1 pseudogene is annotated in these 209 nt (G+C 57.4%); it reads right to left on the bottom strand.

Annotated features, from left to right (window positions below):
• Window positions 1–209 (bottom strand): annotated as a pseudogene (locus HMPREF3050_RS12065) (RHS repeat protein); the annotation flags it as partial.

The following is a 209-nucleotide window of genomic DNA, read 5'->3' as shown; positions in this document are numbered from 1 at the left end:
CCAGTTGGTCGTGCAGGTCGTAGAAATAGTTCTGCACTTCGCCGTCGGCCAGCTCGCGGTGGATCAGGTTGCCGAGCTCGTCGTAGTAATAGGTCGTGCCGTTGTAGGTTTTCAGGCGGTTGTCGGGGATGGGATTGAGGTCGTCTGAAAGGATATTGTGTGCGGGGTCGAAGGCGAACAGTTCGTTGCCCGCTTGGGTAATCCTGCCC

Source organism: Neisseria sp. HMSC065D04, assembly GCF_001815675.1.
In the GTDB taxonomy this organism is placed as follows: Bacteria; Pseudomonadota; Gammaproteobacteria; order Burkholderiales; family Neisseriaceae; genus Neisseria.
The sequence above is the reverse complement of the archived record's forward strand: the minus strand, read 5'-3'. Positions and strand labels throughout refer to the sequence as shown.